Consider the following 23,248-nt stretch of genomic DNA (forward strand, 5'->3'; position numbering starts at 1 on the left):
ATTACTCCACCGTCACCGACTTGGCCAAATTCCGCGGCTGGTCCACGTCCGTGCCCATAAATACCGCCGTGTGATAGGCCAACAACTGCACTGGGATCAGTGCCAAAATCGGCGCCACAAACGGATGCACGTGCGGAATTTCGATAATATCCGCAACGCCATGCCCGACGTGCTGTGCCCCTTCAGCATCGGTAATAAGAATAATCTTACCCCCGCGTGCCGCGACCTCCTGCATATTGGACAGCGTTTTATCGACCAATTCATCAGAAGGAGCGACGACAATCACCGGCATGGCTTCATCCACCAGCGCAATCGGCCCATGCTTCAGTTCACCTGCTGCATAACCTTCGGCGTGGATATAGCTGATCTCTTTGAGCTTCAGCGCACCTTCCATGGCGACCGGGAACATCGGGCCACGGCCGAGATAGAGCACGTCCTTAGCCTTGGAGAGGCGTTTGGCGATGTCCATGATCACAGCCTCGGTGCCCAAGGCCGCCGAAACAGCACTCGGCAGCGCCGTCAACGCCCGAACCATCTCCGCCTCTTGCTCGGCGCTCAATGCGCCGCGAGCACGGCCAGCGGCGATGGCAAGGCTTGCCAAAGCGGTCAACTGCGCCGTCAGCGCCTTCGTGGAGGCAACGCCGATTTCCGGCCCGCAAAGGATCGGGAAAACCACACCCGATTCACGTGCGATGGTCGATTCCAGCGTATTGACCAGCGACGCCACATGTTGCCCCTGCCCGGCGCAATAGCGCAGAGCGGCCAAAGTATCAGCCGTCTCGCCGGACTGCGAAATGAAGAACGACAGCCCGTTCTTTTCCAGCGGCGGCTCGCGATAGCGGAATTCTGACGCGACATCGATATCAACCGGCAAGCGCGCATAGCGCTCAAACCAATATTTCGCGATGGCACCGGCATAATAAGCCGTACCACACGCAGACATCGCCAAACGAGAAAGCTCAGCAAAATCAAATGGTAAGCTCTCGCGGATAGAAGCCTTTTCAGCCCCCATATCCACATAGTGGCTCAGCGTGTGCGATATGGTTTCAGGCTGCTCGTAGATTTCCTTAGCCATAAAATGACGATGATTGCCCTTGTCGACCAAGAGAGCCGACGCCTGCGACACCATCTTAGCACGCTCAACGAGAGCATCCTTGCCATCGCGGATGGTGACGCCCTTCGGCGTCATCACCGCCCAGTCGCCATCTTCGAGATAGGTCAAGCGCGAGGTAAAGGGAGCGAGCGCCATTGCGTCTGAGCCAAGATACATCTCCGTCTCGCCATAGCCCACAGCCAGTGGCGCGCCGTGACGCGCGGCAATCAGCAAATCGCCCTGCCCCTTGAACATAAAGGCGAGTGCAAACGCGCCCTTAAGCGCTTTCAACGTACGCGCGACGGCCAGTTCAGGGTCGGCGCCATGATCCAGCTCGCGCGTCATCCACAGGGCAACACTTTCGGTATCGGTCTGGCTTGTTGGCACATAGCCATCTTTAGCGAGATCTGCGAGCAACTCGCGAAAATTCTCGATAATGCCGTTGTGCACCACAGCAACGCGCTTGGTGGCATGCGGGTGGGCATTGGCCTCTGTAGGCGCACCATGGGTCGCCCAGCGGGTGTGGCCAATGCCAATCGTGCCCCCCAGCGGCTCCATGCCAAGCTTGGTCGCCAGATTGCCCAGCTTCCCCTCAGCGCGGCGGCGAGCAATCTCGCCGCCTTCCAGCGTCGCTACGCCAGCACTGTCATATCCGCGGTATTCTAGGCGCTTGAGAGCATCCACCAATCGTCCGGCGACAGGCGCGTCACCGACAATACCGACAATACCGCACATCGTTACTTCCCTTTCGCGGCCTTCTTCGCGAGGGCCCGCTCGCGCAGCTTTGGCGCGTAATCAGCCTTGTTTTCCTGACGCGCGCGCCCGAAAGCTACAGCATCAGCCGGAACATCTTCGGTTATGACGCTTCCCGAAGCAGTATAGGCACCATCACCAATCACAACAGGCGCGACGAGCGACGCATTTGAGCCAATAAAGGCATTTGCACCAATAACGGTTTTATCCTTGTTAACGCCATCGTAATTACACGTAATCGTGCCTGCGCCAATATTTGTTTTGGCGCCAATCTCCGCGTCACCCAAATAGCTGAGATGTCCCGCTTTTACGCCATCGGCGAGCTTTGACTTCTTCACCTCAACAAAATTTCCGACGTGAACATCTTTGCCCAACTCCGCGCCGCCACGAACACGCGCAAAGGGACCAATACTGGCGCCATCACCGATCACGACATCTTCGAGATCACAGAACGCACGAATTTCGACATTGTCGGCAATCTTAACGCCGGGGCCGAAAACCACATTGGGGAAGATGGTCACGTCACGCCCGCATTCCGTATCCCAGGAGAAGAACACGCTCTGCGGATCACGCAGCGTTACCCCGTTTTCCATCATCTCAGCGCGCTTGAACTGCTGGAAAGTCGCCTCGGCCTCAGCCAGCTTGGTGCGATTATCCACGCCAACCAATTCGCTGGCATCGGCTTCGATATAGTCGATCTGGCGCTTATCTGCGACCGCGAGCTCTACCGCGTCAGTCAGATAGTATTCGCCCTTGGCGTTCTTGTTATCAATGCGATCAATAACTGCGCGAAGCGTATCGGCATTAAACGCGATAATGCCGGAATTACAAAGGCCTACGCGGCGCTCCTCATCGCTCGCATCCTTATGCTCGCGAATAGCCAAGAGCCGATTGCCGTCCGTGAGAAGGCGACCATATCCGGTGGGATTGTGTGGCCTGAAACCAACCACAACCATATCTGCGCCCGCATCAAGTCTTCCGACGATCTGGCCGATTGTTTTCTCGGTCACGAGCGGGGTGTCGGCGTATAGTACGAGAACGTTGCCAGTTTCGTTTTGAAACGCTTCGCGTGCTTGCTGAACAGCATGGCCTGTCCCAAGACGTTCTAGCTGGCGCGCAATAAAAGCATTGCTCTCGAACCGCGTTACTGCCTGCTCAACTGCCTCATGACCAGGCCCCACAACAACAGCAATGCGCGACCCAAAAGATTTTGCTGTCCGCAAAACATGGCTTACCACGGGCAATCCACCCACGGGGTGTAATACCTTAGGCAAAGCGGATTTCATTCGCGTCCCTTCGCCAGCCGCGAGGATAATCGAAAGCAAATCAGCCATAACGCTCACTCCAATACCGAAAATCACTCGGCTTATGGTAAATAAATAGCCAACAACTATTGGCGAAGCCACAACAACAGGCCAATCCTCATTTCAAACATAAGGCTCGATTCGGGCCGAACATTTGAGGTCAGCGATTGGCTAGAGCATCGGACCATTTTCGGCAATCCGACGTGACATTTTGGGGCCTAATTGCCCTCGCCGCGGCGGCACTTGCAGTCATCAGCTCCAATGTTTCCGCAATCTTACCATACGATTTTATCAAAGCGTTACATACGCCCCGCATCAACTCTACTTCTGTAGAAGGTCTGCGCGAACAGGTCAGCGGCCTGCAAGGTGATCTGCAAAAACTCAATCAGGACTATCAGTCCCTACAGTCGCAGACCCAGCTCCAAGACCAATCGGGCAAAGACGTGTTGCGCCGGGTAAGTGCCTTAGAAGTTACCATACCCAATATTGTCGAAGCGATCCCGCGACCAACCGTCGACGTCACCAGTTTGACCGCGACTGTCGACCAGACCTCCAAACCGATTGAAATGGCTGCACTTGGTGGGAGCGTTGCTATCCGCCAATCCCCCTTGCCCGGCGCCCAATCCGTTCCGGTCACATTACCACAAGCCATGCCTGCGCCGCTCAGTGACGCGCCCAATTCGGTGCCACCGAACCCGATCCCCTATGGTGTTGCCATTGGCGGATTCGTTGCGCCACAAAATGCCGAAGCCACTTGGCGAGACCTTCAAATGAAGCTGGGACCACTCCTTCTGGAGTTTTCCCCAGTCCTGAGTGCGCAGACTGACCAGGGTAGCCGCATCCTTGTTGGGCCCATGGAAACCCTAGCAGAAGCTAGGCAAATGTGCGAACGACTTGAACGAATTGCCTTTTCCTGCCTGCCAGTGAGCTATGAAGGCCGCCAATTGTTTGCACAGGAACCGCATGAGGGCGGTTGACTTGGCGCGAACTCTAGCTATGTTCCGCCCCAACGCCGCAGGGCGTACATAGCGGGCGCCGGTAGCTCAGTGGTAGAGCATTCGACTTTTAATCGAATGGTCGCGGGTTCGACCCCCGCCCGGCGTACCACTTCCTTTTTATTCCCAATCAGATTTCAATGCCTTGGGCGAATGGTGTACCTGAGCGGTTCAGCTTTATGACCCAGACAGATCTCGATCCTGATCCCTATGCAGAGTTGGAATATCGCGCAGACGCTTTCGAGCTCGCCGAGGACTTCCGCAAGCCTATTCGCGTGCAGCGTGGCGCCCGCAAAGGCCCGCCAAACTCTCTGAGTGGTGCACTGCGCCGTCGCTCGCTTTAGAATCAGCCCTGCCCCATGCTATGGGCAGACAAGCGACTTCTAAGGGGCACAAATGTCGAACGATCTGGCAGATCTCATCAAGGTCATGGCTGTAACCCTGCTGGTGACTGCGGTCTCCACCTTGGTCATGCTCTATACGATCTGGCTGGTTCGTCGCTACGTTGGCGACATCCCCGTCATCGGCCTCGTTGGTCAGGTCGGCGTGCCCGGCGTGGCCGCCATGCTAGCGGACAACCGCATCTTCAGCACCTTGATCACGCTCCACGTCATTGCAACGGGCGTTGCCCTGCTCTTAGCAAGCAATACCATAGACATGGCCCTCCTGATCACGGCAAAGGCCGCCACGGTCATCCTCTCGGCCCTTCTAGGCTATGCTGTGGGCTTTATGGGCTATTTGCAGATCAACAATGCCGGCGCATTCAATCTGAATGCCCTGCTCCCAGCCATTATCGCTCTGCTGATCTATTTGGTGCTGAGCACTTGGGCCAGCATGCCCAGCCTGCGCAGGCTCAATCACCTGCGCTTCCCTTTGGGCATTCTCGCGATCCTGTTCGGACCGCTTCTTCTTACCGTACTTTAAGCTGCGACGGTGACGACAAGCGGACCGTTCTTGGTCGCAACAATCGTGTGCTCATACTGAACGGTCGGAGCCATTGGCTCCGCGATGAGCGTCCACTCATCGTCTTCAGATTTTTGTTCAGCCCATTCGCCGCCGAGCGATAGGAATGGCTCAACCGTGAACACCAAACCCTCTTGGATAATGCGGCGCTCCGACTTATCCGGCCAGGTGGAAATCTGCCCCGGCTCATCGTGCAAGCTATCGCCAACACCGTGGCTGGCGAGGTTGCGGATCAGCGTATAGCCGCCCTTCTTGGCAAACTTGCCGATGGCGTCACCAATATCGGCAAGGCGCGCACCGGGCTTCACAACCCGGATACCAGCCCACATCGCCTTTTTGCCATCGCGACAGAGGTTTTGCAGGCGCGGGCTCCCGCCGCCTAATACCAGCGACATGCCGCAGTCGGCATAGACGCCGTCCTTTACGGCAGAGACGTCAATGTTGACGAGATCGCCTTCCAGCAAAATCCGATTACCGGGAATGCCGTGGGCGATCTCTTCATTGACCGAAATGCAGGTCTGACCTGGGAATTGATAAGTCACTACCGGGGCAGAAAGAGCGCCATGTTCCGCAAGGACTTTGGCGCCAATCTCATCCAGCTCGAGTGTCGTCATACCGGCTTGCAGTCCTTCCGCCATGGCGTCTCTCGCCAGTGCGCAAATTCGGCCGATAGCTTTCAGTTTAACGAGCTGGTCCTCGGTAGTGATAATCAATTCTTATGCCTTGTTGGCGAGGTAGTATTTGACGAGCCCCTGCGTGGAGCTGTCATGGTTTTCTGCTGCCTGTTCGCCCTGCACCTTTGTCAACAGAGCCTTAGCCAGCTGCTTGCCGAGCTCAACGCCCCACTGGTCGTAGGAATTCACATTCCAAATAACGCCCTGTACGAACACCTTGTGTTCGTAGAGCGCAACCAGCGCACCGAGCAATTCCGGCGTCAACTGCTTGTAGAACAGCGTGTTGGACGGACGATTGCCGGGGAACACCTTATGCGGGGTCAGTTCCTTGATCTCGTCCTTCGACAGGCCCTGAGCCTTAAGCTCTTCGACGACCTCAACTTCGGTCTTGCCAAGCATCAGCGCTTCAGACTGTGCCAACACATTGGCGACCAGCTTATCGTGATGCGGCGGCAGCTGTTCATGTGGCTGCGCAGCGATCAGGAAATCACACGGAATAACGTCCGTCCCCTGATGGATCAGCTGGTAGAATGCGTGCTGACCATTGGTGCCGGGTTCGCCCCAGACGATTGGCCCAGTCGACCAGCCAACGTTCTTGCCCGAAAGCGTCACGGACTTGCCGTTGCTTTCCATGTCCTGCTGCTGGAGATAGGCCGGGAAGCGGCTCAGGCGCTGGTCATAAGGCAGCACAGCATGGGTCGAGAAGTCCCAAGCGTTGCGGTACCACACGCCCAACATGCCCATGATCACCGGCAGGTTGTTTTCCAGTGGCGTTTCAAGGAAGTGGCGGTCCATAGCGTCGGCGCCAGCCAGGAACTTCTTGAAATTGTCAAAGCCGACGGCCAGTGCCACTGGCAGGCCGATCGCCGACCATACCGAATAACGGCCGCCGACCCAGTCCCAGAAACCGAAGATACGGTCTTCGCGGATACCAAACTTAGCGCAGGCAGCGATATTGGTCGAAACGGCGGCAAAGTGGTTCGGAACAGCGTCTTCGCCGAGCGCCGAAGCCAACCAATTGCGCGCCGTATGCGCATTGGTCATGGTTTCGTCGGTGGTGAAGGTCTTGGACGCGACGATGAACAGCGTCTTGGCCGGATCAAGCCCCTTGAGCGTGTCATGCATATGCGCGCCATCGACGTTCGACACATAATGCGCGCGCAGGTCGGCACGGGTGTATGGCGCAAGGCCCAGTGTGACCATTACCGGACCAAGGTCCGAGCCACCGATACCGATGTTGACGATGTCGGTGAACTGCTCGCCGCCATGGCCGCGAATGTCGCCCGAACGCACAGCGTTGGTATAGGCCTCAATGGCTGAAAGGACCTCACGAACGTCTGGCATGACGTCCTTGCCATCAACTTCCACCGGCTTGTCGCCCTGATAGCGCAGCGCCATGTGCATGACGGCGCGATCTTCGGTGATGTTGATGTGTTCGCCTTCGCACATCTGCGCACGGCGTTCTTCGACGCCCGCTGCACGTGCCATCTCAAACAGAGCGGCCATGACCTCTTCATCGATGCGGTTCTTCGAATAATCGAGAAGAATACCAGCACCTTCCGCCGAGAAGCGCTTGAAACGGTTTGGGTCTTCAGCGAACAGCAGACGCATTGGGCGCTCTGCCATCACATCGACCATCTCGCTCAGCGCTTCGAAACCTGCCTTACGACCAGACTTACCCATGTGTTCCAACCCTTCTTCGACCATTAGAGTGGCGCAATATCACCAGCGGCCCACTGGGCGCGAGTTTCTGCAGCGAAATCGTTCATGCGCCCGGCCGAAATAGCCGCGCGAGCAGCTGCCGTAAGCTCTTGATAGTAAGCCAGATTGATCTGCGACAAGATCATCGCACCCAGGATTTCCTCGGTACGGATGAGGTGGTGCAGATAGGCTCGGCTCCAACGACGGCAATTTGGATTTGGCGAAGCCTCATCGAGCGGGCGATGATCTTCCTTATGGCGTGCATTCTTCAAATTAATGACGCCAAAACGCGTATAGGCGTGACCGTGTCGGCCAGCACGGGTCGGATGAACGCAATCGAACATGTCGATACCGCGCTCAATACCGCCCAAAATATCATCCGGCTTACCAACGCCCATCAAATAGCGAGGACGCTCGGTCGGCAGTTCTGGGGTAATGTCAGAAAGCACGCGGAACATGACTTCCTGCGGCTCACCCACAGCCAGACCACCCACAGCATAGCCATCAAAGCCAATCGACTTCAGGCCCGCAGCTGAACGGGCACGCAGCTCTGGGTCATCCCCGCCCTGCACGATGCCGAACAGCGCACGGTTCTGCTGGTTGTTGAACGCAACCTTAGAGCGGTCAGCCCAACGGAGCGACAGCTCCATTGCGCGCTCGATTTCCTTACGCGGCGCTGGCAGCGAAATACATTCGTCCAGCTGCATAATGATATCGCTATCGAGCAGCGTCTGAATTTCGATCGACCGCTCTGGGGTCAATTCGTGGCTCGAACCGTCGATATGCGACTTGAAGGTCACACCCTTCTCGGTGAGCTTGCGGAGCTTCGCCAGCGACATAACCTGGAACCCGCCACTGTCGGTCAGGATCGGGCGCTGCCAGTCCATAAAGTCATGCAGGCCACCCAGTTTGGCGACGCGTTCCGCACCCGGACGCAGCATGAGGTGATAGGTATTCCCAAGCAGAATATCCGCACCGGTCTCGCGGACCTGTTCAGGATACATAGCCTTGACCGTACCAACGGTACCAACAGGCATAAATGCGGGCGTATTAATCTCACCGCGCGGCGTGTCGATACGACCGCGACGGGCCATGCCGTCCGTGGCGAGAAGCGAGAAGTTGACTTGTTTCATGGCCTGCGTTCTAGCCGTTTGTTTGCCGTCGGACAATGGAGCTTATCCCGTAGCGGTTACCCATATTCAGCGCATTACCCATGCGTTCTACGAAGACCGGGAAAACAAACATATCAAAACAGAAAACACAGAACTTGTTTGCGCCTCAATTATTCCGCCAAAATATCAGAACCATATGGAGGATTCTTGCATGCGCCTTGCCCCTTTAGCGCTTTCGATTGTGGTCGGTATGGCCGCGCCAGCCTACGCAGATATTGCAGGGAAGTGGAGCGGCGAAGGTGAAGGCGACCTGTCTGCCGAAATCACCCATATCGAGGCCGACCGCTATGGCGTTTCGCTCTCAACAATTGTTCCGATTGGCGACACTGGTGGCTGTGCGGGTGGCATTGATGGTGAAGCGCTGTTCACCGCAGAGGGCGGCAACTTCTTCGTAGAAAACGAAGACTACAATCCGTCCGAGCCACAATCTTACTACAACATCCGCATGTGCGAGATTTCCTTCAAGCTCACACCCGATGGCAAACTCATCACCGAAGAAGTCGAAGGCTGTGGTTACTATCACGGCGCCGCATGCGGGTTCTCGGGCGAACTGACCAGGATCGACTAATCCGCCTTAAGCCAGCGCCCCAACGGCCGCGGCTCCCAGCTGGAAAACACCATAAACAAGCGCCAAAGCCACAGCGAGCCCAATTGCTGTGGCAATCAATCCGATGATCAACGCAACGCCATCGCGGTTCAGCATGGCGAAAGCCACGATACACAACCCAACATTGGGAATGGCGTTGATCAGCGGGATGGGAACAACCATCACCAGCCCCACTACCACGACCAATACCGCATAAGGAATGGTCATCACCGCGCCGGTCATCCAGCGCAGGCGCGGCCGCGAAAACCGCGCCACGATGGCCGAGACCCGCGCCACGATTTCGCTCCCCTTCAGCAGAGGAGCAACCGGAAGCCGCCGATCCCCGATAATTCCCGGCAATCGGATTGTCCGACCCAAAAGCATGGCAACCGCGACAGCGATCATCGTCCAGGCGATAACACCGCCAAACCCTGGCGGACCGGGCACCATATTGAGCAGGCTCAGCAGCAAAAGGATAAGGCGATGGGACTTTTGCCCCATCGCCTCAATCAGTTCAGCAAACGTCAGCTTCGGCGAACCGCTCTCCGCCAGACGGCGCAAGACGGAAACGATGCGGTTTGAATAACCGACGATCGGCGCCGAAATATCACTCACGCAGCATCCTCAGCATGTGGCGCGCGATGCAGCAGCGAAGAGTCGCCGTAGGAATAGAACCGATAGCCATTAGCGATGGCGTGGGCATAAGCCTCGTGCATTTTCTCAAAGCCTGCAAAGGCCGACACCAGCATGAACAGCGTCGACTTGGGCAGGTGGAAGTTCGTCATCAGCACATCAACCGTGTTGAAGCGATAACCCGGCGTAATGAAAATATCGGTGTCGCCGACGAAGGCCTCTAGCTTGCCCGTCGGACGCGACGCAGACTCGAGCAAGCGCAAGCTCGTCGTTCCCACGGCAACCACACGACCACCAGCGGCGCGACGCGCATTGATGCGATCGACCGTTGCCTGCTCCAACTCACCCCACTCGGCATGCATCTTGTGGTCGTCGGTGTCTTCCGCCTTCATCGGCAGGAAGGTCCCCGCGCCCACATGCAGCGTCACGCGCTCGATTGTGACACCCATAGCTTCAATCTTGGCCAGCAGCGCATCGGTAAAGTGCAGGCCAGCGGTCGGCGCAGCCACCGCACCATCTTCAGCCGCATAGACAGTCTGATAGTCGGTCTTGTCACGTTCCTCGATGCCACGCTTCGCGCCGATATAGGGCGGCAAAGGCATCGCGCCATTGGCCTTAATAGCCTCGTCGAGCTGCGCGCCCGAGAGTTCAAACTTGATCGTCACCTCGCCAGCGTCACCTTTTTCGGTGATTTGAGCCCGCAATGCCTCGCCCTCATGCCCGAGTTCGAGCATATCGCCTTCAGCAAGCTTCTTGGCGCCCCGCGCAAAAGCGCGCCACGTATTGGCGTCATCGCGCTTATGCAGGTTGAAAGACACCCCTGCCCGGTTCTCACCCCGAATACGCTGCCCCTTGAGCTCCGCAGGCAAAACGCGGGTGTCATTGACCACCAACACGTCGCCCGCACGCAGCAGATTAAGCAAATCAGGAATATGGCTATCCACGAGCGCCTCGCCCGGACGCACAACCAACAAGCGCGCACTATCGCGCGGCTCAGCCGGATGCAGGGCAATCAGGTCTTCGGGAAGTTCAAAGTCGAAATCGGAAACACGCATGACGGCTCGTTACCATGTTCACGCCGCAACACAAACACGGCTCTAGCAAACACTGTCTAAAGCACCCGGATCATCACCGCGCCAATGATCAAAAGCGCCGCACCAGTGATGCGCCCGACACTAAGTTCACGCACCGCCATGCCCATAAACCCGATTTTATCGAGCCACAGCCCAGCCATAAGCTGTCCGGTCACGGCCAGCGCCATCACTGCCCCTGCCCCAATCATCGGCGTCAAAGTGATATTGGAGAACACATAGACCGCGCCCAGCAGCCCGCCGGCGATCAGCGTCCACCAGGCCGGTGCTGCAAAATTGATCGGGGTGGCGGTGACATTGCTAAACAAAAACGCCAACGCCCAGAGCACAATCCCGCCCGCCAGAAACGACACAGCCGCCGCCGCGATTGGGACTTCGAGGGCTTTACCCAGATTGGCATTGATTGGCGCTTGAACAGCGATACACGCGCCAGCGACGACGCCCACGAGCGCCCAAAGAATTGCATCCATTTTCAAAGCAGCGACCCTAGAAGACCCGACGGGGATGAACCATCAACCCATCGGCAATTACGCTCTTCCATTCCAGAGTCGGTCAACACGGTTTGAACTGTGTCGCCAAAAACAAACTGGCGACCCGAAGGCCGCCAGTCTGAAGAGGATTATTCGGTGATGTCTGCAGCGACCTTGACCGAAACCATGTGATCCGGGTTGATCACTGGCTCGCCGCGCTTGATCTGATCGACGAATTCCATGCCTTCGATCACATTGCCCCAAACGGTGTACTGCTTGTCGAGGAAGCGAGCATCGCCGAAGCAGATGAAGAACTGCGAATTAGCCGAGTTCGGGTCCTGAGCGCGGGCCATCGACGCAGTGCCACGAACGTGTGGCTCAGCGTTGAATTCAGCCTTGATGTTCGGGTACTTCGAACCACCGGTACCAGCGCGAGCTGGGTTGAATTCTGGCAAATTGGTGTTGCCGAACTTCACGTCGCCGGTCTGCGCCATGAAGCCTTCGATCACACGGTGGAACACTACGCCATCATACGCGCCTTCACGAGCAAGCGTCTTGATGTGCGCAACGTGGCCAGGAGCCACTTCTGGCTTCATGGCGATAACCACTTTGCCCTTGGTGGTTTCGATGACGAGGGTGTTTTCCGGATCGGCGTAGGCCATGTGACTGCCTCTTGATTTAAAATTTGTTGGGCGGGTTTAGGCGGTATGGGCAGCAAGCGCAAGCGCTTCGGCACTTCCCACAGTCATGACAAAGCCCCCAGACGCTCCGGGGGCTTTGACTGAGCTCTTACTTATATTCGATTTCAGCGTCGATGATCTTGTCGGGGTTAGCGACCGAACCATTGTTGGACTGGTTGCCCTTTTCGAGCGCATCGACAAGTTCCATGCCCGACGCAACCTTACCGAAAACGGTGTACTGGTTGTCGAGGAAGCTCGCGTCAGCGTAAGTGATAAAGAACTGCGAGTTAAACGAATTCGGGTCAGACGAGCGCGCTGCGCCGACGATACCGCGCTGGAAGCTTTCCTTGTTGAATTCAGCTTCTACGTCTGGGAGATCCGAACCACCCATGCCCGCACGGCCGAGGTTAAACTCAGCGCCCTCAGTCTTGCCGAACTGCACGTCGCCGGTCTGGGCCATAAAGCCATCAATCACACGGTGGAAAACAACACCGTCATAATCACCACGCTTGGTCAGCTCGACAATGCGCTCGACATGCTTTGGTGCCAATTCAGGCAGCAGTTCAATATCGACCACGCCGTCTTCCAGCGTCAGGATGAGGTGCGGCTTACCTTCTTGGGCGAATGCGGGAGCGGCAACCAGCGAAACACTCAGCGCAAGCGCAGCGAAAGTACGGCGAGTAATCATGGTCATTTCTTTTGAAGAGCCTTGAGAACGATTGAAGGTACAAAAGCGGAAATATCGCCGCCCATTTCAGCGATCTGACGCACTAATGTGGCCGAGATGTGCCGAACAGGCGGGCTTGATGGCAGAAACACAGTTTGTAGGTCCGGCGCCATTTGCGCATTCATACCCACCATCTGCATTTCATAATTATAGTCGGTCGTATCCCGCAGCCCGCGAATGATCAGCTTGGCGCCATGTTCGCGCGCCACATTGACCATGAGCCCCGAGAAATCGACGAATTTGAATTCGGTCTGCGTGCGCACGCCGATTGGGCCGAGCACCTGTCGCAGAATTTCTGTGCGATCTTCGTGTGTGAACAGAGGGTTCTTTTTGGTGGCACTCACGCCAACACCGACAACAAGCATATCCACGAGCTTGCAGGCCCGCTCAATAACATCGAGATGACCATTGGTCAGCGGATCGAACGAGCCAGGATAGAACCCAACAAGATTAGCCACAAAAACCTCCCTGTACGTTAGCTCGTTTTGTCATGTGAACTGGACAGAGGCAAGTCTCTGGAAAAGATGATCAAAAGCTCGAGTCCAACGTTCTGCTCAATAATCTGCCAGCCAAGTCTCTCGTAAAAAGCCTGCAACGGCGGTTTCGCGGAGAGATAGACTGTGTGATGTTCGAGCTGTCGCAGGCGCATGGTCACCTCAGCAACCAGCGCTCGGGCCACGCCCTTACCTCTCGCCCAGTCCTCGACCCATAATGCCGCCAGACATGGGGATAGTTCCGGGCGCTCGAAAATATCGCTGTCGATTGCCGTAACAGTCCCTGCGAACTGACCTTCGAGAAGTGCGACGAGCGTAAAAGGAAACTCCTTCGCGTCCAAAACCGCAGAGAGCGCCGATTGCACGCTCTCTAACGTCTCTCCATATGGCTGCCACCAAGTGCGCCACAGCCGGTCAGTAACAACATCCAAATGTGTCCGTGCGTTCTGCAACCTACAAATGGTGAGCGTGGAAATCTGCAGCCCCCTCAAGCCTTCTGCATGAAAGCGAGCCACACGGCTCCGAGCATCAAGATCACCCCGGAAACTCGGGACACCAACTGCACGCGTTGTGCGCTGATCAACTCGCGAGCTCGCCCGGCGACTAACGCATACAGCGCGTCCGTAGAACCCGCGACCAGCATGAAAAATATCCCCAAGGCCATAACTTGCGGAAACGCCGGCTGATTGAGGTCAACAAACTGCGGCAGGAAAGCGCCAAGGAAAATCAGCACCTTAGGATTACTCAGAATGACGAGAAACCCTTCCACCGCGATGCGAAAAGTTGAGCGCTCAGTCTTCACCGCGCCCTGCCCCAGCTCGCCTTTGGAGCGCAACATGTTCCAGCCCAGATATACCAAGTAGCCAGCGCCAATCAGCTTGATGATGTCGAAGGCCCAGCCCATAAACGCAACGAGCGCCTCCATGCCGAGGGCGACGACAAATGTCATTGCCAGAAACCCGGCCTGCGTACCGGCGACAATGGCCAGACCGGCCTTAGTGCCGCGTGCCAGCGAATTGGCAATGATCACCGTCACCGTCGGACCAGGGACGATGGCCAACAGGAAGCAAGCGACCAGATAAGGCAGAAGCGTAGACATGGAGACCATCCGTCATCCCCCAGCGCGTGTTCTCAAAGCCCCTATCGGGGGCGAGCCTAAAGCCTCACACGTGAACCTTGAACCCAAGTTCGATTTCGCTGGCCGGAAGGCCACCCAGCCCCCAGTTTTCTCGCGGAACCTCGTGCAAGATCACCTTGACGTCATGGGCTGCAACACCGAACGGCGCGAGCTCTGCCACCAGCGCAGCATAAAGACGACGCTTGGCCTCAATGCTCCGCCCGGTGAAGAGGCTGATCTCAATCACCACATAACCCGGGCCCTTCTCCTTGCCCGTGATGAAGGCTTCATCATCAATCTCGACAAGCCTGACGCAGCGATCATTTTCGGGGATCAGAATGCCCGTGATCAGCGCCCGTTGAACGGCTTCCAGAAACTCCCGTCGCCTCTCTCCCAACCAGCCACGTCGTGTTTCAATTCGCGTTGAAGGCATAGCTCTCTCAACTCATATTTCAGCACAAACAAAAGGGCCGTCCCAATGGAACGGCCCTTTCAATTATTTACTCTTGGTCGCCCTCTGGAGGCGTCTCGCCTGCATCAGGTTCGCTCGGCGGCGCTTCTGGCGCAGTCGGATCGGCCGGAGCCTCACCGTCAGCTGCAGTCACGACCACGCCTTCATCATCTTCCGGCTCGGAGATGTGCTCGACCGAAACGACCTTCTCGCCGTCAGCTGTGTTGAACACAATCACACCCTGCGAGCCACGGCTCACGATGCGGATTGGCTTATCACCGCCCACTGGCAGACGAATGGTCTGGCCGCCATCCGAGATCAGCATGATCTGGTCAGCGTCTTCGACCGGGAAGGACGCAACGAGATTGCCGTTACGCTTGTTCACCGCCATGGCCACGATGCCCTTACCACCGCGACCGGTGATACGATATTCGTGGCTCGAGGTGCGCTTGCCATAGCCGTTTTCGGAAATGGTCAAGATGAACTGCTCGACAGCACTCATCTCAGCGTAGCGTTCCTGGCTCAACTCGCCAGCAGCGACTTCACCTTCGTCCGAACCGCCCTCTTCGCTTTCACCTTCGCCACGAACGGCTCGGCTCATCTTGAGGTAGGCAGCCCGTTCTTCCGCACTCGCGTCCGAGTGGTTGATGATCGTCATTGATATGACCGTGTCGCCTTCGGCAAGCGCGATACCACGCACGCCCATAGAGTCACGGCCCTTGAACAGACGGACGTCATCAACGCGGAAGCGGATCGCCTGACCCAGTGCCGTCGTCATCAGCACGTCGTTGTTCACGGTGCAGGTATCGACGCCGACGATGGAATCGCCCTCATCGAGCTTCATCGCGATCTTGCCGTTCTGACGCACTTCGACAAAGTCGGACAGCGAGTTACGGCGAACCGTACCGCGCGTTGTCGCGAACATGATGTCGAGGTTGCTCCAGGTGGTTTCATCCTCTGGCAGCGGCATGATCGAGGTGATGCGCTCACCCTGCTCAAGTGGCAGGATGTTGATCAGCGCCTTGCCCTTGCCGTTAACCGCAGCGAGCGGCAGGCGCCAGACCTTGAGCTTGTAGGCGATACCACGGTTGGTGAAGAACAGAACCGGCGTATGCGTATTGGCTACAAACAGACGCGAAACGAAATCTTCCTCACGCGTCGCCATCCCGGAGCGGCCCTTGCCGCCACGGTTCTGCGCTCGATAGGTCGAGAGCGGAACGCGCTTGATGTAGCCCGCATGCGACACGGTCACGACCATGTCTTCGCGCGCCATCAGGTCTTCGTCATCGAAGTCTGCAGCGTGGTCGGTGATCTCAGTGCGACGCGGCTTGCCGAACTCTTCGCGGATCGCTTCAAGTTCTTCGCGAATGATCGCACGAATACGAGTGATCGAACGCAGAATGTCGAGATAGTCCTCGATTTCCGTGCCAAGACCATTCAGTTCTTCGCCGATTTCGTCACGACCGAGAGCGGTCAAACGAGCCAGACGCAGTTCGAGAATAGCGCGAGCCTGTTCTTCCGAAAGATTGAACGTCTCGTCGTCATTCATACGGTGACGCGGATCGTCGATCAGCTTGATCAGCGGCGCAACATCAGCCGCAGGCCAGCGACGTGTCATCAACTGCTCACGCGCTGTCGCCGGATCGGGCGCGGTACGAATGAGCGCAATAACTTCGTCGATATTCGCCACCGCAACAGCCAAGCCGACCAAGATATGCGCGCGGTCACGCGCCTTGTTCAGCAGGAAGCGTGCGCGACGCGTTACGACTTCTTCGCGGAACTGCACGAAAGCCGACAAAATCTGCTTGAGATTCATCAGCTCTGGCTTACCGCCGTTCAGCGCAACAAAGTTGCAGCCAAACGAGCTTTGCAGCTGGGTGTAGCGATAGAGCTGGTTGAGCACGACCTCAGGAAGCGCATCGCGCTTCACTTCGATTACAATGCGCATGCCTTCGCGGCTGGATTCGTCGCGCAGGTCGGAAATGCCCTCGACGCGCTTTTCGCGCACGAGTTCAGCAATCTTTTCAACGAGATGCGCCTTGTTCACCGAATATGGGATTTCGGTGATGACGATGGCTTCACGGTCCTTGCGAACCTCTTCCACCGTCGAGCGACCACGCACCATGATCGAGCCACGGCCGGTCTCATAAGCCTGACGGATGCCCGCACGACCCAGAATAATGCCGCCTGTCGGGAAGTCAGGACCGGGTAGATGCTCGATCAGCTCTTCGACGGTGATGTCTGGATTGTCCAGCACAGCCAAAGCGGCATTGATCGTTTCGCTCAGATTGTGAGTCGGGATATTGGTGGCCATGCCCACCGCGATCCCCGTCCCGCCGTTGACCAGCATGTTCGGGAAGCGTGCAGGCAACACAGTCGGCTCACGTTCAGAGCCGTCATAGTTGTCGCGGAAGTCGACCGTGTCCTTGTCGAGGTCGTCGAGCAAGGAGTTGGTGATCTTCTGCATGCGCACTTCGGTGTAACGCATAGCGGCCGGCATATCGCCGTCCACAGAGCCGAAGTTCCCTTGGCCCTGAGCCAGCATCTCGCCCATGGCGAAATCCTGAGCCATACGGACCAAGGCCATATAGATCGAGGAGTCACCGTGAGGGTGATACTTACCGATAACGTCACCGACCACACGCGCCGATTTACGGAACGGCTTGTTGTACTCGTAACCGTTCTCGCTCATCGAGAATAGGATACGACGGTGAACAGGTTTTAGGCCGTCACGGACGTCTGGCAGAGCACGGCTCACAATCACGCTCATCGCGTAATCGAGGTAGCTCGTGCGCATTTCGTCGGTGATGTAGATCGGTTCGATGTCTGAGGTTGGCGAAGCGCCGGCCCCATCTTCTGGCGTGTCTGTCACTGTGTGATTCTACATTGATGCAGTTAGCCTAATTGATAGGCGATTCCACCGGAAATTACCAATTTTGCACCTCCCCACCCTGTGGACGGGGCTTTTCACAGGATTTCACGGCTTCAAGGCTCTGGAACGAGAAGCAGAAGTTTGAAACGGCGCTCTGTCGCTAGACGGGCCTAGGGTGGTTTCATACAAATCCGGCAATCTATTTCCGACACCGGGGAGTCCGTCGCAAGTGTCTCAGCCGTCCATATTCAAACGCGCGCTCGACCGCGTCACGCACAAGCGCTCTATCGGCTTTGGGCTGGAACACATCGGGCTGACGACCCTACGCCACCCCAAAATCGTGGCGCTCCTCGTCGTACTTTTGTCGATTGCCACCTTCAGCCAGCTCCCCAAAGCCAATGTCGACGGCGATCTTCTTCGCGTCTTCGCCCATTCTGGCGATCACTATGACGCCTATGAAGACCTCTCTCGCACCTTCGGAACCTTCGAAAATGACATCTATGTCATGGTCACAGCCGATCGGCTGGTCGAGCCCGAGGTCCTTGAAGAAATCCGCAGTCTCGCCTTTGAGCTAGAACTCAACGAGTTCGTCACCGGCACCATGTCCCCCTTCACCATGCGCACGCCGACTTGGGACGGCTCTTCCGTTCCCGCTGTGCCAGAGGACATGCTGACGCCCGACGAAGTGGCGATGACGCTCATGGATCTGCAGCAATTTGATCCCATGATGCGCAATCTGATCACGCCGGACCTAGATGGCGTTGTCCTCATCGTCTTCACCGATAAGGATATGGTGTCAGAGCATGGCGCCCCCGCCATGATTGCCTCCTTGCGCGAGAGCCTCGCGCTCTACGAAAGCGCCGACATTCAGACAGAGGTTACAGGCCCGCCGATTTGGACCGGCGAAATGGTCAATGCCTCAGTGTCGGACCAGATCAAGTTCACCATCTGGGGCTTTGCCCTTGGTGCCGTCATTGCCTTTGCCACGCTGCGTAGTTTCTGGGGCGCACTGCTCGTCGCCGCCACCCCATTCGTGGCTGTCTCGTGGACCATGGGCGCGGCGCTGTATTTCTTCGGCTCCTTCACCTTCCTGACCATTATCGTGACGACACTGGTGCTGGTGATCTCCTTTGCCGAAGCCATGTTCTTCATCTTCAACTGGCTTGGCTATTGGCGCGACGGCATGGAGCCCAACGAGGCCGTAGACGCCACTGTCAAACTGGTCGGTCCGGCCGCAGCGCTGACCATGCTCACAACCTTTGTCAGCTTCGCCTCGCTCTCCCTCACGCCGGGTCAGGGCATTCGCGAATTCTCTATCGCCGGCGCCATGGGCACTTTCCTGCTCTTTGTGTGCCTGATGACCTTCCTGCCGCTGCTGCTGAAGCTGGCGATCAAGCTCGGCTTTACTCCGCCCAAGCGCTATTCCCGCGCCCTCACCGCCCCACTGCCCTTGAGCTGGAAACTCGCCAACAAATTCGGTCGGCCAATTTCTGTGGCAGCGATTGTCGTCACCCTCCTGCTGCTCATTCCTTATGCGCTGATCAAGCCGCACTTCTCCTTTGAAGATTTCATGGCCAAAGACTCGATGGCCCTGGCCACCGCCGAAAGCATCGACGAAGGTGTTGGTGGCGTTGCCCCGCTCTATGTCCGCATCGGCCTAGCGGATCCCGGAGACGGCCTGAGTGATCGCGACTTTACGAAAATCCAAACAGTCCACGCGATTACCGAAAAACACGTCGGTGAAAACAAGGTCATCTCTGCCGCGAGCGTCACCGAATATGCTGCCGCCGGGCTAACCCATGACGAGCTCTTTGAATCCGTCGGGCCCTTCATGCAGCGCCGTTTCATCAATGAAGAAGGCTCGCAGGCACTCGTGACGGGTTTTATCCCCACGATCATTCAATCCGACGCTTTGCAGGACATGGTCGACGCCATGCAGGCAGACCTTCGTGCAGCCGGTATTGACGATGCCACTGTTGGCGGCTTCCGCGTCTTAGCCACTCTGGCCACCGATGACATCGTCCGCGGGCTCCAGCTTGATCTCACCCTATCGGTCCTTATCAACCTAGCGCTCATTGGCTTTGCCTTCCAAAGCTTCCGCGTCGCGCTGGCCTCGGCGATCCCCAATCTCTTCCCAATTTTAGCAACCGAAGCCTGGCTCTATTTCAGCGGCGCAGGCCTTCAACTGACCACCGTCATCGCCCTCACCATCGCCTTCGGCATCGCCGTCGACGACACCGTCCACTTCCTCTCACACTATCTCCATGCTCGCCGAGCCCAGGGCCTAGAGCATAAGGAAGCGGTCAAGCACACCATCGACCGCATTGGCGGCGCCATCATCGCCACCACCATCATCCTGTGCGCGGGCGTGTTCATCGTCGTGTTCTCGGACCTGCCACAGGTTGCCCTGTTCGGCACTCTGTTCGTCGGCACACTCGCTTTTGCGCTCATAGGGGATCTTTTCATTCTCCCGGCCCTGCTGGTTGCTGGCGGAAAGTTCTTCCAGCCCTTGGGAAAAATCAGTGTTCAACTCGGTGAAGAAGCTGGGAGCAACATGGACGCCCACGCGCCGGATCTAAAATCGGCAACAAATCCGAAACCGTGATAGCGGATTATGCTGAGCGAGCTTGCCGCTCAGTTTGAGCTCCGCCTAGAGTCGCATGACGATTCTCAGTAGGCATGACGCCGACAAAGTAAAAGTTTTTGCGTCCTAAAGAGAGACGCAACGCATACACCGGGGGGCTTCGGCCGTGACATTCTTTAAGACTTTCGTGCGCTTGGCTGCACTGGCCGCAGTTTTTGTCGGCGCACCGACGAGCCTTTCGCCGGTCATTGCGGCGCCAGCGGATGTCGCCCTGATCAAGTCCTACATTGGGGAATGGCGCGGTCGTGGAACGCTTTATGGCGCAACCACAGAAAGTGTGGTCTGCCGCCTCACCATGTCCCAGGGGAATGGCGACAAGGTGAACTACAATGGCCGATGCACTCTGGCAGGCACCACCATGTCGCTCGCCGGCACCGTTGCATTCAACGAGCAAACGCGCCGCTACGAAGCCGCCCTCACCACGAACGCCACCTTCCACGCCACGGCCATTGGTCAGAAGCGCGGTCGAAATCTGATCTTCAACCTGCGCGAACGCGAGCAGGACGAGAAGGGTAAAGACCTCAACATCTCGGCTCAGATCCAGCTCACAGGCGAGAGCATCGGCATCGTTTTTGAAGCCATTTACATCGAGTCCGGCGATAGCCTGCGCGCTGAAGTTCCGCTGACGCGAAACTAAACCATCGCGCTAACGCGCCGCACAATGAACACGCCGTCAATTTAAGGAATATGATCGTGTCTCAGTCCCAGCCGCTCATCTCGGCACTGCATCGCTTGCAGTCCGACGAAGAATGGCTGGACACTGTTCGCATGGCCATTGGCTGGGAAGGCGCGGGCTTACAGTCGGCCGACGGCGCATGGCATATGCAGCTCGGTCTTGCCCTAGCCAATTTCAATTATTCCCCGATCCGGTCCGACGAGGGCACGGTACACACTTTACCAAATGGCATGAGCCTGATTGGCGTGCCATTCCTGTCGGCCTACGCCACTGAAGCCAGCTGGTGCTTGTTCTGGACCTATGAGCGGCGCTCCCCCGCAGACCTCTATCGGGCCCTCGCCAAGGCGACAGCGCTTCTAGCCAAAAGCGCACTTGGCCAACATCGCAAAGCCGCCGATCATCACGCCGAGCTCGTCGAGCGCGCCGCAGCCACAGCGCGAATAGGCGTCTGGGGCTGTACTTTGCCCGACGAAACTCTGTCTTGGAGCGATGGCGTCTACGATCTTTTCGAATTGCCACGTCGCACGATCGTTTCGCGCGATGAAGTGTTGCGCCTGTACAGAGCTGAGTCAGCCGCCGAGCTTGAACAGCGCCGGGCCCGTGCCATCGAAACCTTGACCGGGTTTTCTATGGACGCTGACATCACTACGGCGAAGGGCAATAAGCGCATTCTGCGCATTACCGCCGCCATTGATCACATCAATGGCGTCCCGACGCAGATTTATGGCGTCAAGCAGGACATCACGGCAGAACACGCACTCGTCGAACAAACCCGCCTACTGGCCGAAACCGACCCACTGACAGGCATCGCCAACCGCATCCGCTTCCAATCCTGCCTCGATGATCTGCATGGCCGTACCAAGCCTCAGGTTGTCGGCGCCCTCCTGCTCGTCGACCTCGACAATTTCAAGACCATCAACGACACATTCGGCCACCTTGCAGGAGACGCCTGCCTCATTGAGACGGCGCGCCGCCTTAAAGCTGTCGTCCCTCCCTCGGCACTCGTGGCCCGTTTGGGTGGCGACGAGTTCGCTATTGTGACGGATGCTTCCGAGCCCTTTGATCACGCTCTACCAAGCACCATTTTGGAGGCCTTCGCCGCCCCCATGATGTTCGGCGACAAATCGTGTCGGATTGGGATTTCGATTGGCGTCGCCGTGCGTCAGGCCGACGATGTGGCAGACACACTTTATCACAGCGCCGATCTGGCCCTCTATCAGGCCAAGGAAAGCGGCCGCGGAACGTGGCGCCTGTTCCGCGACAGCTAATTCACGCGTACCAGTTGCGCATGCGCAGCTCGATCCCTTCACCCAACCCTGTTTCCAGTGGACTGAGGTCACTTTTCCCAAAGTGATAGGGATAAACAATCTTGGGCTTGAATGTATTGATCGCTTCAAGCGCTTGGTCAGGCGTCATCGTATACGGCAGGTTCATTGGCACGAAGGCCACGGTGATATTCGTTAGCGCCAGCATGTCGTCAGTGGGCTCTGTATCGCCGGCCACATAGACAGTCACATCGCCAAAGCTCAATACGTAGCCATTGCCAACGCCCACCGGATGGTAATTCATCCTGTCTGCCGTGATGTTGTGCGCCGCAATAGCACGCACCGGAATATCGAGCAGGCTCCCCTCTGCTCCATTGGCCAGAGCAGTTGCATTGGCTTTCAGTGCTGGAGGCAAAAGGTCGAACACTTCCTGATTGGTAATCAGCTTGGCATCCCCAGCGATGGCCATGAGCGTTTGCAGATGGAAGTGGTCCTGGTGACCATGTGTGATCACGATAGCATCGGCTGGCGGCAAGTCTGCATAGAGCTCAGCCCCGCCAACAGGGTCGACATAGATCGCTTTGCCACCCCACTCCAACACGAGGCTGGCGTGGTTTACTGGGTGAATGAGCAGATCGCCCCCGCTGGTTGGAATTGTGTCTGCGCTTGCCTCCTGCGCCATAACCAACCCTCCACTCGTGGCCGCACCCAAAGGCAGCAGTGCCATGCCAAACAAAACTGAACGTCGTTGTACCATTTCTTCCTCCAAGAAAATTCCCACGTTTGCCGAGTGTAAAGCGCTCTACCAAACCTATGCTTTGCATCAATATTGCAAAACTCTAACGCGCATCCCCCCTCGCACCAACCCAAATCTCATCTTCTGGCCA

23 protein-coding genes and 1 tRNA gene are annotated in these 23,248 nt (G+C 57.1%); 8 read left to right on the forward strand and 16 right to left on the reverse strand.

Annotation, left to right across the window (positions count from 1 at the left end):
* Position 1 precedes the first annotated feature (1 nt).
* Both glmS and glmU read right to left on the reverse strand, forming a co-directional pair.
* Positions 2-1,828, reverse strand: a complete 1,827-nt coding sequence (gene glmS, locus H4N61_RS09895; RefSeq protein WP_182393897.1) for a glutamine--fructose-6-phosphate transaminase (isomerizing) — start codon at positions 1,826-1,828, stop codon at positions 2-4.
* A gap of 2 nt (positions 1,829-1,830) precedes the next feature.
* Positions 1,831-3,180 (reverse strand): bifunctional UDP-N-acetylglucosamine diphosphorylase/glucosamine-1-phosphate N-acetyltransferase GlmU, encoded by a 1,350-nt coding sequence (gene glmU / locus H4N61_RS09900; RefSeq protein WP_182393898.1) that lies wholly within the window; start codon positions 3,178-3,180, stop codon positions 1,831-1,833.
* A gap of 137 nt (positions 3,181-3,317) precedes the next feature.
* Here glmU and H4N61_RS09905 point away from each other — a divergent pair, with 137 nt between their 5' ends.
* The 4 genes from H4N61_RS09905 to H4N61_RS09920 all read left to right on the forward strand — a co-directional run bounded on the left by H4N61_RS09905 (position 3,318) and on the right by H4N61_RS09920 (position 5,069).
* Positions 3,318-4,127 carry an SPOR domain-containing protein gene (locus H4N61_RS09905; protein WP_182393899.1) on the forward strand — a complete coding sequence of 270 codons (810 nt, stop codon included), beginning with the start codon at positions 3,318-3,320 and terminating at the stop codon, positions 4,125-4,127.
* Positions 4,128-4,182: 55 nt separating this feature from the next.
* Positions 4,183-4,257: transfer RNA gene (locus H4N61_RS09910), tRNA-Lys, on the forward strand.
* Positions 4,258-4,324: 67 nt separating this feature from the next.
* Complete coding sequence (locus tag H4N61_RS09915; RefSeq protein ID WP_169194835.1) at positions 4,325-4,489, forward strand: hypothetical protein; 165 nt, start codon at positions 4,325-4,327, stop codon at positions 4,487-4,489.
* Between the two features lie 52 nt (positions 4,490-4,541).
* Positions 4,542-5,069 carry a hypothetical protein gene (locus tag H4N61_RS09920; protein WP_169194836.1) on the forward strand — a complete coding sequence of 176 codons (528 nt, stop codon included), beginning with the start codon at positions 4,542-4,544 and terminating at the stop codon, positions 5,067-5,069.
* Here H4N61_RS09920 and map read toward each other — a convergent pair.
* The 3 genes from map to tgt are packed head-to-tail and all read right to left on the reverse strand — an operon-like array spanning position 5,066 to position 8,616.
* On the reverse strand, positions 5,066-5,821 hold the full coding sequence (gene map, locus H4N61_RS09925) for a type I methionyl aminopeptidase (RefSeq protein ID WP_169194837.1): 756 nt from the start codon (positions 5,819-5,821) through the stop codon (positions 5,066-5,068). The two genes, H4N61_RS09920 and map, sit on opposite strands and share 4 nt — an antisense overlap.
* Before the next feature lie 3 nt (positions 5,822-5,824).
* A complete protein-coding gene (gene pgi / locus H4N61_RS09930) occupies positions 5,825-7,465 on the reverse strand; it encodes a glucose-6-phosphate isomerase (protein ID WP_182393900.1) in 1,641 nt (546 codons plus the stop codon).
* A 23-nt stretch (positions 7,466-7,488) separates the two neighbouring features.
* Positions 7,489-8,616 carry a tRNA guanosine(34) transglycosylase Tgt gene (gene tgt, locus H4N61_RS09935; protein ID WP_169194839.1) on the reverse strand — a complete coding sequence of 376 codons (1,128 nt, stop codon included), beginning with the start codon at positions 8,614-8,616 and terminating at the stop codon, positions 7,489-7,491.
* A gap of 190 nt (positions 8,617-8,806) precedes the next feature.
* On the opposite strand from tgt, the gene H4N61_RS09940 reads away from it, so the two are divergent.
* Complete coding sequence (locus H4N61_RS09940) at positions 8,807-9,223, forward strand: hypothetical protein (RefSeq protein ID WP_169194840.1); 417 nt, start codon at positions 8,807-8,809, stop codon at positions 9,221-9,223.
* Positions 9,224-9,229: 6 nt separating this feature from the next.
* Here the strand turns inward: H4N61_RS09940 and H4N61_RS09945 are convergent, their stop codons facing one another.
* The 10 genes from H4N61_RS09945 to gyrA form a co-directional block, all read right to left on the reverse strand.
* Positions 9,230-9,856, reverse strand: a complete 627-nt coding sequence (locus H4N61_RS09945) for an exopolysaccharide biosynthesis protein (protein WP_169194841.1) — start codon at positions 9,854-9,856, stop codon at positions 9,230-9,232.
* Entirely contained in the window at positions 9,853-10,929 is a 1,077-nt protein-coding gene (gene queA, locus H4N61_RS09950) for a tRNA preQ1(34) S-adenosylmethionine ribosyltransferase-isomerase QueA (RefSeq protein WP_169194842.1), read from the reverse strand. The genes H4N61_RS09945 and queA overlap by 4 nt, the downstream gene beginning before the upstream one ends.
* A 56-nt stretch (positions 10,930-10,985) precedes the next feature.
* Positions 10,986-11,435: a DMT family transporter gene (locus H4N61_RS09955; protein WP_210257045.1), complete on the reverse strand. Its 450-nt coding sequence runs from the start codon at positions 11,433-11,435 to the stop codon at positions 10,986-10,988.
* 149 nt (positions 11,436-11,584) lie between these two features.
* On the reverse strand, positions 11,585-12,097 hold the full coding sequence (locus H4N61_RS09960; protein ID WP_169194843.1) for a peptidylprolyl isomerase: 513 nt from the start codon (positions 12,095-12,097) through the stop codon (positions 11,585-11,587).
* Between the two features lie 127 nt (positions 12,098-12,224).
* On the reverse strand, positions 12,225-12,803 hold the full coding sequence (locus H4N61_RS09965) for a peptidylprolyl isomerase (RefSeq protein WP_169194844.1): 579 nt from the start codon (positions 12,801-12,803) through the stop codon (positions 12,225-12,227).
* Between the two features lie 2 nt (positions 12,804-12,805).
* Positions 12,806-13,300, reverse strand: a complete 495-nt coding sequence (gene coaD, locus H4N61_RS09970; RefSeq protein WP_169194845.1) for a pantetheine-phosphate adenylyltransferase — start codon at positions 13,298-13,300, stop codon at positions 12,806-12,808.
* Positions 13,301-13,317: 17 nt separating this feature from the next.
* Positions 13,318-13,851, reverse strand: a complete 534-nt coding sequence (locus H4N61_RS09975; protein ID WP_199368466.1) for a GNAT family N-acetyltransferase — start codon at positions 13,849-13,851, stop codon at positions 13,318-13,320.
* A complete protein-coding gene (locus H4N61_RS09980; protein WP_248305941.1) occupies positions 13,824-14,435 on the reverse strand; it encodes a LysE family translocator in 612 nt (203 codons plus the stop codon). The genes H4N61_RS09975 and H4N61_RS09980 overlap by 28 nt, the downstream gene beginning before the upstream one ends.
* Before the next feature lie 64 nt (positions 14,436-14,499).
* Complete coding sequence (locus H4N61_RS09985) at positions 14,500-14,886, reverse strand: tautomerase family protein (protein WP_182393903.1); 387 nt, start codon at positions 14,884-14,886, stop codon at positions 14,500-14,502.
* A 67-nt stretch (positions 14,887-14,953) separates the two neighbouring features.
* Entirely contained in the window at positions 14,954-17,776 is a 2,823-nt protein-coding gene (gene gyrA, locus H4N61_RS09990) for a DNA gyrase subunit A (protein ID WP_282567593.1), read from the reverse strand.
* Positions 17,777-18,005: 229 nt separating this feature from the next.
* Here gyrA and H4N61_RS09995 point away from each other — a divergent pair, with 229 nt between their 5' ends.
* From H4N61_RS09995 to H4N61_RS10005, 3 genes are all read left to right on the forward strand, one after another.
* Positions 18,006-20,381, forward strand: a complete 2,376-nt coding sequence (locus H4N61_RS09995; RefSeq protein WP_182393904.1) for an efflux RND transporter permease subunit — start codon at positions 18,006-18,008, stop codon at positions 20,379-20,381.
* Positions 20,382-20,526: 145 nt separating this feature from the next.
* Entirely contained in the window at positions 20,527-21,057 is a 531-nt protein-coding gene (locus H4N61_RS10000; protein WP_169194849.1) for a hypothetical protein, read from the forward strand.
* A gap of 56 nt (positions 21,058-21,113) precedes the next feature.
* Positions 21,114-22,364, forward strand: a complete 1,251-nt coding sequence (locus tag H4N61_RS10005) for a GGDEF domain-containing protein (protein WP_169194850.1) — start codon at positions 21,114-21,116, stop codon at positions 22,362-22,364.
* Position 22,365: 1 nt separating this feature from the next.
* Here H4N61_RS10005 and H4N61_RS10010 read toward each other — a convergent pair whose 3' ends face one another.
* Positions 22,366-23,118 (reverse strand): MBL fold metallo-hydrolase, encoded by a 753-nt coding sequence (locus H4N61_RS10010; RefSeq protein WP_169194851.1) that lies wholly within the window; start codon positions 23,116-23,118, stop codon positions 22,366-22,368.
* Between the last annotated feature and the right edge of the window lie 130 nt (positions 23,119-23,248).

The sequence above is a fragment of the Devosia sp. MC521 genome (assembly GCF_014127105.1).
GTDB lineage: Bacteria > Pseudomonadota > Alphaproteobacteria > Rhizobiales > Devosiaceae > Devosia.